Origin of the sequence: Corynebacterium zhongnanshanii, from assembly GCF_014490575.1 — a bacterium.
GTDB lineage: Bacteria > Actinomycetota > Actinomycetes > Mycobacteriales > Mycobacteriaceae > Corynebacterium > Corynebacterium zhongnanshanii.
On record NZ_CP061033.1, the window covers coordinates 941,704 to 955,333 of the forward strand.

The 13,630-nt window shown below is 60.1% G+C and carries 11 protein-coding genes and 1 pseudogene; 1 reads left to right on the plus strand and 11 read right to left on the minus strand.

The annotated features are described in order from the left end of the window. Nucleotides 1-14 precede the first annotated feature (14 nt). Entirely contained in the window at nucleotides 15-350 is a 336-nt protein-coding gene (locus IAU67_RS04205) for a hypothetical protein (protein ID WP_151841487.1), read from the plus strand. Between the two features lie 28 nt (nucleotides 351-378). On the opposite strand, the gene IAU67_RS04210 is transcribed toward IAU67_RS04205, so the two are convergent. The 11 genes and pseudogenes from IAU67_RS04210 to IAU67_RS04260 form a co-directional block, all read right to left on the minus strand. Next, nucleotides 379-1,155, minus strand: a complete 777-nt coding sequence (locus IAU67_RS04210) for an SDR family NAD(P)-dependent oxidoreductase (protein ID WP_151841488.1) — start codon at nucleotides 1,153-1,155, stop codon at nucleotides 379-381. Further along, the gene (locus IAU67_RS04215; RefSeq protein ID WP_151842365.1) at nucleotides 1,145-3,871 is read right to left on the minus strand and encodes a DEAD/DEAH box helicase; all 2,727 of its coding nucleotides are present in this window, start codon (nucleotides 3,869-3,871) and stop codon (nucleotides 1,145-1,147) included. The genes IAU67_RS04210 and IAU67_RS04215 overlap by 11 nt, the downstream gene beginning before the upstream one ends. A 42-nt stretch (nucleotides 3,872-3,913) precedes the next feature. Next, complete coding sequence (gene tatC, locus IAU67_RS04220) at nucleotides 3,914-4,999, minus strand: twin-arginine translocase subunit TatC (protein ID WP_342355622.1); 1,086 nt, start codon at nucleotides 4,997-4,999, stop codon at nucleotides 3,914-3,916. Nucleotides 5,000-5,061: 62 nt separating this feature from the next. After that, complete coding sequence (gene tatA, locus IAU67_RS04225) at nucleotides 5,062-5,382, minus strand: Sec-independent protein translocase subunit TatA (protein WP_151841489.1); 321 nt, start codon at nucleotides 5,380-5,382, stop codon at nucleotides 5,062-5,064. An 88-nt stretch (nucleotides 5,383-5,470) separates the two neighbouring features. Further along, on the minus strand, nucleotides 5,471-6,511 hold the full coding sequence (locus IAU67_RS04230) for a helix-turn-helix transcriptional regulator (RefSeq protein ID WP_151841490.1): 1,041 nt from the start codon (nucleotides 6,509-6,511) through the stop codon (nucleotides 5,471-5,473). Then, entirely contained in the window at nucleotides 6,508-7,515 is a 1,008-nt protein-coding gene (locus IAU67_RS04235; protein ID WP_151841491.1) for a helix-turn-helix transcriptional regulator, read from the minus strand. The genes IAU67_RS04230 and IAU67_RS04235 overlap by 4 nt, the downstream gene beginning before the upstream one ends. Before the next feature lie 145 nt (nucleotides 7,516-7,660). After that, a pseudogene (gene pafA / locus IAU67_RS04240) lies at nucleotides 7,661-9,061 on the minus strand (Pup--protein ligase); the annotation flags it as partial. A 56-nt stretch (nucleotides 9,062-9,117) separates the two neighbouring features. Beyond that, entirely contained in the window at nucleotides 9,118-9,321 is a 204-nt protein-coding gene (locus tag IAU67_RS04245) for a ubiquitin-like protein Pup (RefSeq protein WP_151841492.1), read from the minus strand. A 50-nt stretch (nucleotides 9,322-9,371) separates the two neighbouring features. Further along, nucleotides 9,372-10,955: a depupylase/deamidase Dop gene (gene dop / locus IAU67_RS04250; protein WP_151841493.1), complete on the minus strand. Its 1,584-nt coding sequence runs from the start codon at nucleotides 10,953-10,955 to the stop codon at nucleotides 9,372-9,374. Nucleotides 10,956-10,982: 27 nt separating this feature from the next. After that, on the minus strand, nucleotides 10,983-12,611 hold the full coding sequence (arc, locus tag IAU67_RS04255) for a proteasome ATPase (protein WP_151841494.1): 1,629 nt from the start codon (nucleotides 12,609-12,611) through the stop codon (nucleotides 10,983-10,985). A 109-nt stretch (nucleotides 12,612-12,720) separates the two neighbouring features. Continuing rightward, nucleotides 12,721-13,554: a tRNA (adenine-N1)-methyltransferase gene (locus tag IAU67_RS04260; RefSeq protein ID WP_151841495.1), complete on the minus strand. Its 834-nt coding sequence runs from the start codon at nucleotides 13,552-13,554 to the stop codon at nucleotides 12,721-12,723. Nucleotides 13,555-13,630: the final 76 nt, after the last annotated feature.

Consider the following 13,630-nt stretch of genomic DNA (forward strand, 5'->3'; position numbering starts at 1 on the left):
TAAGGACCTACACAATGAAGCGCCGTGGAATTATCGCATTGGCACTGGCCGCAGGCCTGTCTTCCGGACTGGTTGCCCCGGCAACGGCACACGCAGCAGAAGCTCCTGGAAGCTCGACCGCTGCCACTAACTCTCCAACCCCGGGTCAGAGCAACCCTCCGAAGCCGGGAATGGGCACCACTACGGGACAGGGTGCTGACGATTCACCGAACGGTAAGTCCAGCCTCGATACGGGTGACGCCGTGAAGGACTTCCTCCTGAAGTTCTCCCTGGGCGTGTTCGCAGCCTCCGCCGCGTTCGCCTTGCTCGGCATGCTCCGCACGCTGGTGTTCAACATCGCTCACGTGTAAGCGTGTCAGCGCCTGAGTGAGGCGCTGCCTAGCGAGGTGCCCGTCGCCACAGCCACCGAGGCACCCACTGCATGATCTGCGCCAGCAGCTTCAGGCGTCGGGGAATCCACACATCCCCGTGGGCGCCCGGGTGGCTTTCGCTGTGCGCAATCGCCTCCACCGTGGCGTCCGCCACCACATCAGGGGTGGTGGACATCGGAGCGGGATCCATCCCCTGGGTCATCCGGCCAATCACAAAACCAGGCCGCACGATGATCAGGCTCACGCCCGTTCCCACCAGCGCATCCTGCATGCCCTGGCAGAAACCATCCAAACCGGCCTTGGCCGAGCCATAGACATAGTTCGGTCGACGCACCCGGGCACCCGCGATGGACGAATACGCCACCAGGATGCCGCGCCCGCGCCGCTTCATGCGGGAGGACAGCTCGGTCAGCAACACCGCCTGCGCCGTGAAATCGGTGTGGAGAATCCGGTAGACCTCTTCCCCACTGTCCTCCGCCGCGTTCTGGTCACCCAGCACCCCGAACATCGCCAGAGCCGTATCGATGGGGCCCGTGGCCTCGATCTGGTCAAGGACGGCGCTCATGCTGTCCGTGTCCATCGCATCAAAGTCCACGCACTCCACTGCCGCCGCACCGAGTTCTTCTAGGTCGCGGGCCAGTTCGGACAGCGCGCCGTGGCGTCGACCAGCAAGGATAAGATGCTGGCCTGGCGCCAGACGGCGAGCGATTTCCCCGCCAATCTCACTGGTTGCGCCGAATATCGCGATCTTCTTCGCGCTCGGGCTCTTCACGTTAGGATTCATCGAGAGCTACAACTCCTCTATTGATGGCGGCGACAGCCTTGCGTGCGGCCGCCTTGGCCTCGGCAGAGTAACCAGTGTGCTTGATTTGCTCCAACAGATCAATCACCCGGCGGCACCAGCGCACAAAATCACCCGGCGTGAGCGACGCACCAGCCGCTTCCGCCGCCATCAGGCAATACTCCAACGGCGCGCCGGCCGTCCACTGGTGCAACGCCGTGGCGCAACCCAACTGCGGAACCCTAGTGACGGACAGATCATGCCGCTCCTCGTCGGTAGACAGCTCGTTGTAAATGCGGATCGTTTGATCAATGGCGGTCTCTAACGCCTCCGTGGGCAACTCGATCTGCCCTCCGGTCTCACGGCGATTCTCAAACACACACACGCTCACCACCGCAGCCAGCTCCGCCGGATCCAGCGCGTCCCACACACCGCGCCGCAAACACTGGGCCACCAGCAGATCGGACTCATGGTGAATCCGCGCCAAGCGCTCCCCCTCCACCGTGATCCTCGCTGACATGGGTGTGGAATTGCCATCGCGATCCAGCTCCACATAATCCAACTCCTCCAGCAGGGACAGAATGCGGTTGAACTGGGACGCCAAAGAATCGGTGGATTCCGGACTCACAGATTCTTCATACTGCACTCGGCGCTGGGACTTGAGATAGGTCTGCGCGGCGCGGGCGATCTCCTCGCGGGCGGGCCATAGGTGGACGTGATGGCTGTGTACCTCATCGCGCGCCTTCGCCACCTCCATCGACCCTCCGCGGGCTTTCGCCTTCAGCTTGCGAGGGCGCTCCACCGGGAGCCTGCGTAAGTGAGAGGCCACGCTGCGCGCCTGGCGCTTCGGATTGCGCTCCACACCCTTGTGCAGCGTCATCGAACCGATAATTAGCGGGGTGTTGCCGAACATGTCGACGTTAATCCGCTCCACCCAGCCTTCCTCCGTAATGATCGTCGGGCGCGGGTTATGCGGCTTGTGATCCGCCCGCACCACCACGGCAATCAACGGGTTCTTGCCGATGGGCAAGGCAATCACATCACCCACCCGCAGGCCTTGTAGCAGGCGAAGCACCTCCTTCGCCGAGTGCTTCCGAGCGTAGCGTTTCGCGTGGCGTTCCTTGGCGGAGAGCTCACGGCGTTTCTCCGCATACTCCAGCGCGTCCTGAAGTGCCTGGTCGAGGTTCATCGATCCGTCGGAGTTCAGCAGGGACTCATCCACCAGATGCGGGGATACATCCTCCAGCAGCTCCTGGAGCTCGTGCTTATCGGCCGCCAGCTCCCGCCGGCGCCTCTCCAACTGCTCGGCTCGCTCCACCACGGAGCCGTTGGCCTGGTACTGCGCAAAGGAGCGCTCCAGCAGCCGGTGACTTGCCTCCAACCCCTTCGTGGCGATGAGATTGACCGCCATGTTGTACCCCGGCCGGAAGGTGGAATCCAACGGGTAGGTGCGCGTGGAGGCCAGATCGGCGACCGCGTAGGGGTCCATGCCCTGCGACCACAGGACCACCGCGTTGCCTTTCGTATCAATTCCTCGACGCCCAGCGCGCCCTGTCAATTGCGTGTACTGACCTGGAGTGAGATCCACGTGGGCTTCCCCGTTGAACTTAATCAACTTCTCCAACACCACTGAGCGCGCGGGCATGTTGATGCCCAGCGCCAGTGTTTCCGTGGCGAAGCAGACTTTCAGCAGCCCGCGGGAAAACAGGTCTTCAACAATGTGCCGAAAAGCCGGCAGCATGCCCGCGTGGTGCGCGGCGAAGCCCCGGGACAAGGCTCTGCGCCACTGGCGGAAGCCCAGGACATTGAGGTCTTCCTCGGTCAGGCCCTGAACGCCTTCGTCGATGGTTCTTAAGATCTCGGCTCGCTGGCGATCCGTGGTGAAGTCCACCCGATCCACCAGCAGCTGTTTGACGGCAGCGTCGCAGCCCACGCGGGAAAAAATGAAGTAGATGGCCGGCAGCATGCCTGCGTTGGCCATGTGCAGCACGGCGTCCGAGCGCTTCGTGCCGCGTCGCTTTCCGGATTCCTCGGCCTTGGCCGCCGCCGCGATGACAGCGCGGTTGATCGCACCGAGGTGCTGCTGTTGCTCCGCCTGACCGCGCGTTTCAAACATCGGAACAATCTGGCGGCCTACCATCATGAACTGATTCAGTGGAACGGGACGCTTCTCCGTGATGATGATGTCCGTGTGTCCACGGACGGTGCTGAGCCACCCACCGAACTCCTCCACATTGGACACCGTGGCCGACAGGCTCACCAGGATCACCCGCGGGTCGAGGTTGAGGATCGCTTCCTCCCACACCGGCCCGCGCGAAGGATCGGCCAGAAAGTGCACCTCGTCCATCACCACGTGGGTGAGGGTGCTGAGGCGGTCGGAGTCCGCGTAAATCATATTGCGCAGCACCTCTGTGGTCATCACCACGATGGGTGCGTCCCCATTGAGCGTGACATCGCCGGTCAGCAGACCCACATTGTCCTCACCATAGCGCGCCACTAAATCGTGATACTTCTGGTTGCTCAGCGCTTTGATCGGGGTGGTGTAAAAACACGTCCCCTGATTGCGGAACGCGGTGTATACCGCGAACTCCCCCACGATCGTTTTGCCCGCGCCCGTGGGGGCAGCGACCAAAACGCCGCGCCCCTCCGCGATGGCCTGGGCGGCCGTGAGTTGGAAGTCATCTAAGGGAAAATCATAACTTGCGGCAAACTGCTGCACGTCAGACACAATCTCTCCTTCAGAAGGGGCACGGCACGGTGTTTAGAGGACGTCGTCGAAATACGACCCTCCACCCTGCTGACCCGAATCGGGTTTCTGATGAGGGTACTTGCTCGGTTGTGGTCGGGCGCCGCTACGGCTACGCGGCGCAGGGGCTGGTTCGATATCATCCGTGGATAGATCGCTGGATGCACGAACAGGTTCAGCCGGGGCCACAGGCCCACTGGAGCCGGTGACAGGCGAGGCGGCGTCGATGGTAGAGGCGGATTCATCATCCACGGCGAGCCACTCTGCGGCCTTTTTCTTCCGGCGTTTGTCATTCAGACGGGCGATCTGCGTGGCGATCTCCATCATCAGGCACAAGGACAACGCCAAAATCACCATCGAGATGGGATCCTGGCCAGGAGTGATGAAGGCAGCGAAGATAAACAGCAACACGATAATGTATCGGCGTTTTTCCTTCAGCTGCTCATAGCTCAGCACCCCGGCGACATTCAGCATCACGGTGATGAGCGGAACCTCAAAACTCACGCCGAACACCAGGAGAAGGCCGATCGCGAAACTGAAATAGCGCTCACCATTCAGCGCGGAGATTTGCGCCTCGTCACCGATCGTCAGCAGGAACTCCAGCCCCAAGGCCAGCACGAAGTACGCCAGCACCGCACCGATCATAAACAGGGTGCCCGCAACGGTACCCACGATCAGCGTCCAGCGCTTCTCATTCTTCTGCAGGCCAGGGGTAATGAACCCCCAAATCTGGGAGAGCCAGATCGGCGAGGAAAACACGAGCCCCGCCAGGGCGCCCACCTTGAAGCGGAGCACAAACATCTCAAACACGCCGGTCGCCAACAGACGGCACTCGCCATCCGACGCGCCGAATCGCGCCTCGGGAGGCAGCGAGCAGTACGGGCCACGAAGAATCTCACCCAAACTCGGGATCGTTCCCACGTGCGGGATCGGGCCAATGTGCGTGTCGTACCAGATGTAGCCGAGCACGGTCCCCACGGCAATGGCGGCCAGAGCCACCAACAGGCGGCGCCGCAATTCCTCGAGATGCTCCAGAATCGGCATCTCTCCCTTGGGGTTCTTCGGCTTCTTCGTGCGCCGGAACTTCCGCCGAGAGTTCATCGCCTGATTGGCAACCCCTTGCTGAAGAGGTGCCTGCTGCGAATCAAAAGACGTCATTGGATTTAACGAGCATCGCCTTCGGGCTTGTTCACATTCTGGGCCTCAGGCTGAGGAGCGACCTGGGGATCAACCTGCGGCTGAGCCTGTTGATTCAACTGCTGCTCCTGCGGGGACTGGGGAGCCTGAGCAGCCTGGTCCGTGATCGCCTGGTTATTCGGCGTGGAATTCGCAGCATTCTTGTCATTTTTCATCTCGTCCATCTCGGACTTGAAAATGCGCATGGAGCGCCCCAACGAACGGGCGGCGTTGGGAAGCCGCGTGGCTCCGAATAGCAGGAAGATGACCAGAAGGATCAGGATAATTTCCCATGGACCCAAGGACATGTGACCACAAGCCTTTCCTAGAACAATTAAGCGGGATGTCTACTCAGCACGCACAACGTACAAGCAACGCATAGGCACAGCGCGCTGACTAGCTGTCCCCTTGACTATAGGCCGAAAGGCCACGAAGCGCCCGTTGACGCACCCGGTCGCCCAGCCCTTCGGGAGCTATCGGCGTGATGCGCTCTGCATTTGCCACCAGGAAACGCTCTAGCCACACACCCGTATTGGGGAAGGCCACCGTGATCGACGAACTGCCATCATCCTGGGTATCGGGGGTCTCCTGCCACATGGGGTAGTACTCCAGCATCCATCGCGCCTGTGGAGATAACTCGAGGCTGGCCCAGGCGTCCGGGGTGCTGGTGGCGTCGAATCCAAAGGGGTCGGAGGGGTCGATGGTCGGAGCCTTGCGCAGGCCTGCGAAGTCGGCGCTGCCCGCGGCGTCGATGTCTACGTGCTCCATGCGGTCGAGCCGGAACTTCTTGTGCGTCAGCGCCGCGCGCCCCTCGTCGTCGACCTCGCGGGCCCACAGGTATGTGGTGCCTTCAATGAGACCTAGGTGATCCGGCACCAGCACCCGCGCGCTGAATGTATCCGAATGCAGGGAGCGGTACTCGCACCGTACCAGGCTGCGTTGCGTAACCGCCTGGGACATGTCCTGCGCCAATCCGGTGAGCGGGCCGTGCGACGTGGTGCCCGTTTCCGCGTTGTCCTGTTCGACGCCGGCCGCGGTCAGAGCAGCCCTCTCCCCTCGCATGAGCGCCTTGATTTTCGCTACCGCAGAGTCCACCGCAGCGTGGCGGTGCTGAGGCAAGGTGCTCCGCACGGCCTCCAGACTGAGCAGCAATGCCCCAGCCTCCATCACCGACAGATTGAGAGGCTTCGACAACCCAGCATCCTGCATCACCGAGGCGCTGGTCCGGCCAATATTGATATCGATGAGGAAGCCCGTGTCCTTAGAATTCGGCAGGCCGCACAACATCAATTTGCTCAGCTCATGACGAATCTGAGGAACAGGAATGTTCAGTTCCTGCGAGGCGCGCAGGAACGACGCATCCGGATGATTCCGAAACCACGCCAACAACGTCAACGAACGCTCGAATTGCTGCTGCATCGTCAACTTCGGGTTCATGCCTGCTCCTTACCCGCAGCCCGCGTCAGCAACGCCACAATATCTGCGACAACATCAGGCGGCGCGGTGACCACGGCGTCGGGGGCATAACTTGCCGCAGCACGGACAATCGTATCCCGATCGATCGGGCCGATTGTCCCGTCGGCATTGCACATCGCCTTGAGCTCCTGCGCGCCGGGGCCCGGGAACTCCACGGTGACCGTCACACGCTGACCCGTGCGGGCCAGTCCCTGTTCGATCAGTTCCATCGGCGTGCCCCCAGGCACTTCCTGCTGGCCGGGAGTGTCCGTGACCTCGATAGAGTCAATCCGGGACAGGCGGAACGTGCGCTGCGCGCCGCGATCCACATCAAAACCCGTCAGGTACATCTTCCCGCCGATGGCGCCGAAGGCCCATGGTTCCAAACGGCGCTCCACCGGCTCCTCAACCAGCGACGGGTAGTAATAAAACTCGATAACCTTATGCTCATCCAGCCCCCGGAACATCGCATCCAGACTGTCAGCATCCAGCGTGGTCATATCCGGAACATTGGATAACACCATGGAGGAATCTGTGCGGCTTATTCCCAGCGCGGATAATTTCGCATACGCAGATTGCGCTGCCGTGCTCATATTCTTGGAATGAGCCCACAGGCCCGCGGCACTAATGACCTCAGCCTCGGCATCCGTGAATTCAATATCGGGAAGCTCAAAATCTTCGCGGCTAATGCTCCACACAGATTCCTTGCGCGACGAACGGCCAGAGACGGCAAACGAGTCATCCTCCACCTCTGTGAGCGTGGTGGTGATGTGCACCCCCGCCCGCGCTAACGTGGCCCGATCGCGACGCAGCATCTGTTCCTGGGTGTGGCGGTTGACCTCGCGCGCCGGGCGCTTATAGCCGTCCACATTCTCCAGAATCCAGGTCACGCTGCGGGGACCATAATTAATCAACGCAATAACCAGGTTGAAGAGGCGCTCAGCGCCTTCTTCCCACGTCACAGCGACAGGCTGATTAGCATTCATGAGTTTTCCCAGCCTAGGACAGATCCAAATGCGTAGGGGTTCGCAGGCACACCTTATTGCCGCCGCCGTTGAGGATTCCGCTGATCTTATCTTCGAAATCCAAGCCACAGTCCTTACAGTGCGAATCCTGAGCGCCGAAACTACACATGCTCAGCACCATTTCATCCACATCGCTATTGATGTGGGCAAAAGGATCACCCAGCATCGTTTCCCAGCCGCCTTCGCCGTTGATTTTCAGCCGGGTCCAGTCCACCGTGATGCTCACATTGTTATCGCGAGCGGCCCTCAAAAATGCGCCTCGCAGAGCCGCCCTGGTGGTTTCCGGCGCATGGGCCTGCGCATGCCGAATCTCCTCCTGCGTGAGCAGCGTCTTGGCAAACCCACGCTTGGCGAGGACATGGAACAGGCCGCGATCAGGGTGAATATCGTGATAGGTCAGATCCACCTGCGCCAGGCGGGGATCACAGGCGTCCAGATTATTGCGCTCGGCCATGCGGTCCATGAGCGTCTTCTTGATCACCCAGTCCACCTCGGTCGCGACGGGAGAGAAATCCCCGCTGTCGAAGCAGTCAAGAACACGGCCCCACAGATCCACCACTGGCAGCAACTGTGCGGCAGGAGTTCCCAGCCACCGGCCGTGTTCATCCTGCTCAGGTTCCGGACGGTCCTTCAGCCAGCATAGCGCGGCATCCAAGAACGCACGCTGGATCTCCAACGGTGTGGCTACCCCGCCCCCGCGCAGGTTCAGCTCCACTGTGCCTGTGAAGTCACGAGAGACGTCGCGGATAGAGCGAATCTCATTGGCCATCTCGAAGTTCGGAAGCGCCACGCCAGCCTCGATCATCTCCAACACCAGCAGTGTGGAACCGATCTTCAGTGCCGTCGTCACCTCCGACATGTTGGAGTCTCCCACGATCACGTGCAGGCGCCGGTAGCGAGAGGAATCCGCATGCGGCTCATCGCGAGTATTGATAATCGGGCGCGACCGCGTGGTGGCGCTGGACACACCCTCCCACATGTGATCGGCGCGCTGGCTCATGCTGAAGCCGGCCTCTACCTGGTCGTTCGGGGTTCCCATCGAGGGCGTGACCAGCTTGCCCGCGCCGCACAACAGCTGGCGCGTCACCAGAAACGGCAGAAGCTGGCGGGACAGACCTTTGAGGGACACGTCGCGCCCCACCAGGTAGTTCTCGTGGCAGCCGTAGGAATTGCCCAAGGAATCCGTGTTGTTCTTTAGCAGGTACACCGACCCGCCCACGCCTTTGGCAGCCAAGGCCTCCTCCGCGCGCACGGCCAGGTCGTGCACCATCATGTCGCCCGCGCGGTCGTGCGCGATCAGCTGGTGCAGCGAGTCGCACTCCGCCGTAGCAACCTCCGGGTGAGAGCCCACGTCCAAATACAGCCGGGAGGCGTTATCCGCATAGATGTTGGACGAACGATGCTGCTCCACAATCGGAGCAAACAGCTGACGCGAAATTTCATCCGGGCCCAGTCGGCGAGAAGAATTCAGCACATTGGTGATGCCGTATTCGGTTTCTACACCCATGATTCGCCGAATGTGGGCGCCGGATACAGATACAGAGGACACAGCTTCAGAGATTCCTACTGCCCGCCCTTTTGAACATAGGAGCGCACAAACTCCTCCGCGTTGCTTTCCAGCAATCCGTCGATCTCATCTAAAAGATCATCGGTGCCGGAAACCTTCAGGTTCTCCTGGCCACCCGTGACGGAATTCGGGTCAAAAATGCTGTCATTATCGCCGCGACTGCCGCCGGCGTTGACCTGTCCAGATCCACCTGTCGTCATGGTGTGCGCTCCTTCCCATGTTTATTCCACGCCAATAGCACAAGTGTACTCTAGCCCACACCGACCACCTTGGTGGGTTGTGCCGCGGCGATGCCGTGAACTACCTCCTCCAGGGGGCTAATGGAGTCCGACGCCGGCGCGCTGGACGAATAGCACGGGAACAAATCCCCCACCTCGCGGTGAGTAAAGCCCACGGGCTGGTCCAGGAGAACGCGGGTGGCCTGATGGTCCTGCCACGGGGTGTCCAACACAATGGAGTCCCAGTTCGCGGCCAGTACCTGCTGGGAATAGGCACCCACCAGCTGCCCGCGCAGCCAGGCGCGGGTATCACGCGGTGGGCACACCACCGCGTGATCGATGTCCTTCTGGGACACCAGCGTGCGCATACGTCCCTTACGCACCAAGGCGTAATACAGCCCACGAGCAGGATCAATATCGCTGTACTGAATATCCACCAGAGCCATCCGCGGGTCCGACCACTCCACACCTCGAGCGCGGTAAGCGTTGAGCAGCGCCAGCTTCGCCGTCCAATCCAGCCGATCCGCAGTGGACAGGGGGTCGCGCTCCAAGTCATTCAAGATCTGGGCCCACAGGCGCAGGACCTGGCGATCGTCGTCCTCAGCCATGGGAACACCGAACCAACCCGCGTTGTCCAGCGTGGACTCCACGCGGGACAGGATCTCGCGCTGCACCTGGATCGCAGTCATGGAGCGATTGCCGTAGAATTTCAGCTCTTCGGACACGCTCAAGTCCCGACTGACCTGCTGAACGGCTGGAACAGGGTCCAGCAGCGCCAGATCGGAAAAGTCCGCACCGTGCTGGACCGCGGCCAGCACCAACGCAGTCGTACCGAACTTCAAGTAGGCCGCGGTTTCGGACATGTTGGCGTCGCCAATAATGACGTGCAAACGGCGCCACTGATCGGCATCTGCGTGCGGCTCGTCGCGCGTATTAATAATTCCACGGTTCAGCGTGGTTTCCAGGGAAATGTCCGTCTCGATATAATCCGCACGCTGGGAAATCTGAAAGCCTTCCGTGCCCCCTGTGGCACCCAGGCCCACTCGTCCTGCGCCGGTGAAAATCTGGCGCGTCACAAAGTGAGGAATCAATGCCTGCTGCATGCGTTGCACATCAACGTCGCGGGGGAACAGATAATTCTCGTGAGAGCCATAGGACGCACCTTTTCCATCCACATTATTCTTGTAGATTTTCAGCTCTGGCTGCCCGTCCACCTGTCCCGAGGCCTGAGCTGCCTGGTGCATAATCACGTCCCCCGCTTTATCCCACACCACGGCGTCATAGGCGTTCGTGGTCTCTGGCGAGGAATACTCCGGGTGGGCATGGTCCACATAAAAGCGCGCGCCGGAACCAGTAATCACATTCGCCGCACCAATTGCATTCGGATCCATCACCGGCGCCGCACCCGAACGATAACGCCGCAAATCAAAACCGCGAAGATCCCGCAGTGGAGACTCATTCTCGTAATCCCAGCGCGTTCGGCGGTTAATCCCCTGGCCGCTAGTATCCGCATAGGCAACAACAGCCTGGGTGCTGGTGATGATCGGACTGATGTCCGGATCATCCACAGCCACAATTCCGTATTCCGTTTCCGAACCAATGATGTGACGCCCCATGGGACTTCCCTTCTAACTCAGCCGTTCCTAGAACAAAGACATGTCCACCACGCGCTTGGACGTATGGCCATAAATCCGAGCCCACTCCGCAGGATTCGTGGTATCCGGAAGGTCCTCATTGTCATGAGCCTCCTTCGCGACCGCCGCAGTAATGTGCTCAAACGTCAGACCGTGCGGGGCGCGCTCCCCCGACTCCGACGCAGCATCATGCGCATTTCCGATCGCCTCTTTGACCGCCAAGGTCTTCGCGCGATCCACGATGTTGGCCAGCATCGCTCCTGACAGGAAGTCGGACCAATACAAGTCCTGGGCAGTGCCATCGGCAAAGTGCAGACGTACATACCGGTGCTCATCGTCCTGAATAAACACCTGGCGCACAATCTCCTGGCGAAGAGCATCCGCCGCGGCCTCAGGAGACCCGTACTCCTCCAGCAGCGCAGGATGAATGGGGGTATCCGCCGTCAAATGCTTCGAGAGGATATCGGATGCCGCGCTGGCGTCGGGACGTTCGATACGGATCTTCACATCCAAACGACCCGGGCGCAAAATAGCAGGATCAATCAACTCCTCCCTATTCGACGCACCAATAACGATCACATTCTCCACCCCCTCAACACCATCCAATTCCGCCAGCAACTGCGGAACCACCGTGGACTCCATATCCGAAGACACGCCCGTGCCACGCGTCCGGAACAGAGCCTCCATCTCATCGAAAAACACAATCACCGGACGGCCAGAACTCGCCGCACGCCGAGCCTGCTCAAAAATCTGACGCAACTGCCGCTCCGTCTCGCCCACAAACTTATTCAACAGCTCAGGGCCCTTAATGTTCAGGAAGTAGCTCACATCCGAATCCCCCACAGACGTTGCCAAAGAATTCGCTACAGCCTTCGCAATCAACGTCTTTCCATTACCCGGAGGGCCATACAACAACACGCCCTTCGGAGGCCGCAAACCGTACTCCGTGTACACCTCCGGGTGCAAAAACGGCAGCTCCACCGCATCGCGAATCTGCTCAATCTGACGCGACAAACCACCAATATCCGAGTAGTTAATGTCCGGCACTTCCTCCAACACCAGACTCGTGACCTCAGTGCGCGACACAGCCTCAAAAGCCCACCCGGACTTACGGTCCACAATCACCGACTGGCCCGGCGTGATGTCCTTATTCAACACATCCTCACGCAAACGCCCCGCAGCCTTCACCACGGACTCCTCGCCCAACTTATCGGCCACAATCAACCGCTCGCCCACGATCTCCACAACCTGGGCAACATCGCCGGAATCCTCATAGCCTGAGGCCTCCACCACCTGCTGGCCCTCCCCCAAACGCACCGTCGAACCAGGAATCAAACTCGACCGCTCCACCAGCGGAGACACCTGCAAACGCATACGCCGACCCGCCGTAAACACCTCGGCCGTCAAGCCCTTTGGATTCACCTCCAACAACGTCCCATACGTGTTCGGAGGCTCCGCCAACGCCTCCAGCCGGCTATTCATCTCCTCCAACTTCTCCCGGCTGGACTTCAACATCTCTACCAACTTGGCATTACGCGCACCCAACGTCCGGTTCGCGATCTGAAGCTCACGAACCGAACGCGGTCCCTCAGACTCAGAAGAAGAATCCTTCGGGTCACTGTGAAAAGTCTCAGTCATCGTGGAGTACAACCCCTCTCAAATGGGAAGAAAATAATGTCGAAAACCAACGGAACAAAAAACGGTAAAAGTAATGAAAACGAAAAACCTCAGGCGGCAGCGCCCACGCCTAGCGCCGCGCCCTCCGCTGAGGGCGCGGCGCGGTCACACCATCAGCTAGGCGTCGGGCTAAAATCAAAAAGGCAGTATGGGCATTCATCCGGTGCTCAGGGCGCGTCGCTAAACCCTCCACCTTCCACTCACGCACCAAAGACTCCCACGCCTTCGGCTCCGTGAAACAACCCAGCTCGCGAATCCCCTCCATCACCTTCATCAACTGCGGCACCGTCGCCACATACGTCATAAACACCCCACCAGGAATAAGAACATCCTTCACCGTGTCCAACATCTCCCACGGCTCCAACATATCCAGCAACACACGGTCAACCTCCCCCACATCAGCCTTCGTCACGCCCTTCAAATCCCCCAAACGCACATCCCAATTCTCGGGATGGCCGCCGAAATACTCACGCACATTACTTTCGGCATACTCCAAATGATCCTCACGGATCTCATAAGAAATAACTTTCCCCCGCTCGCCCACCGCACGTAGCAGCCACGTCGACATAGCGCCAGAACCAGCGCCCGCCTCCAACACCGTCGCACCAGGGAAAATATCACCCTCAACCAGGATCTGCGCCGCATCCTTAGGATAAATCACCGCAGCACCACGCGGCATCGACAACACATGATCCACCAACAGATGCCGGAAGCACAGATAATCAGCGCCCGTGGACGAGGTCACCACCGTGCCCTCGTCAGAGCCAATAATCTCGTCATGCTTGATCTCGCCCTTATGCGTGAAAAAGCTCTGGCCTTCCTCCAACGTAATAGTGAAATGCCGCCGCTTAGCGTCCGTCAATTGAACACGATCGCCAGCCTGAAAAGGTCCAGAATAAGCCATGACGGTGGAAAGTCCTTCGCTGATAGAGAGTACGTACCCTCTGATCCTAGTTGCCCCAGCCGCGATGTGCGCTGGC

Excerpts from the sequence above, each read along its gene's own strand:
- IAU67_RS04205 (WP_151841487.1), top strand. The coding sequence starts at position 15 with ATGAAGCGCCGTGGAATTATCGCATTGGCACTGGCCGCAGGCCTGTCT.
- IAU67_RS04210 (WP_151841488.1), bottom strand. The coding sequence starts at position 1,155 with ATGAATCCTAACGTGAAGAGCCCGAGCGCGAAGAAGATCGCGATATTC.
- tatC (WP_342355622.1), bottom strand. The coding sequence starts at position 4,999 with ATGAACTCTCGGCGGAAGTTCCGGCGCACGAAGAAGCCGAAGAACCCC.
- tatA (WP_151841489.1), bottom strand. The coding sequence starts at position 5,382 with ATGTCCTTGGGTCCATGGGAAATTATCCTGATCCTTCTGGTCATCTTC.
- IAU67_RS04230 (WP_151841490.1), bottom strand. The coding sequence starts at position 6,511 with ATGAACCCGAAGTTGACGATGCAGCAGCAATTCGAGCGTTCGTTGACG.
- IAU67_RS04235 (WP_151841491.1), bottom strand. The coding sequence starts at position 7,515 with ATGAATGCTAATCAGCCTGTCGCTGTGACGTGGGAAGAAGGCGCTGAG.
- IAU67_RS04245 (WP_151841492.1), bottom strand. The coding sequence starts at position 9,321 with ATGACGACAGGTGGATCTGGACAGGTCAACGCCGGCGGCAGTCGCGGC.
- dop (WP_151841493.1), bottom strand. The coding sequence starts at position 10,955 with ATGGGGCGTCACATCATTGGTTCGGAAACGGAATACGGAATTGTGGCT.
- arc (WP_151841494.1), bottom strand. The coding sequence starts at position 12,611 with ATGACTGAGACTTTTCACAGTGACCCGAAGGATTCTTCTTCTGAGTCT.
- IAU67_RS04260 (WP_151841495.1), bottom strand. The coding sequence starts at position 13,554 with ATGGCTTATTCTGGACCTTTTCAGGCTGGCGATCGTGTTCAATTGACG.